The sequence below is a fragment of the Limosilactobacillus vaginalis DSM 5837 = ATCC 49540 genome (genome assembly GCF_000159435.1).
GTDB lineage: Bacteria > Bacillota > Bacilli > Lactobacillales > Lactobacillaceae > Limosilactobacillus > Limosilactobacillus vaginalis.
In genome coordinates this window covers 1-240 of record NZ_GG693488.1, presented here as the reverse complement: position 1 = coordinate 240, position 240 = coordinate 1, and the positions used below count along the sequence as shown (strand labels likewise).

1 protein-coding gene is annotated in these 240 nt (G+C 50.0%); it reads left to right on the top strand.

Translation table 11 applies throughout. The features are described from left to right. Nucleotides 1–240 (top strand): FtsX-like permease family protein (locus HMPREF0549_RS09110; RefSeq protein WP_154645774.1); only part of this gene is annotated, 240 nt, incomplete at both ends.

Sequence of the window (240 nt, the reverse complement as noted above, 5' to 3'; positions counted from 1 at the left end):
CGTGGCCTGTTTCAACATCGTCTCCACCTTAGCGATGGCGGTGAAAGACAAGAGTGGCGATATCGCAGTATTAAGAACGCTGGGGGCGAAAGATGGTTTAATTCGCGCCATCTTTGTCTGGTATGGATTGCTGGCAGGGCTGTTCGGCAGCCTGTGTGGTGTGATTATCGGCGTAGTGGTTTCACTGCAACTTACCCCGATTATTGAGTGGATTGAAAAGTTGATCGGTCAATCAGTTCC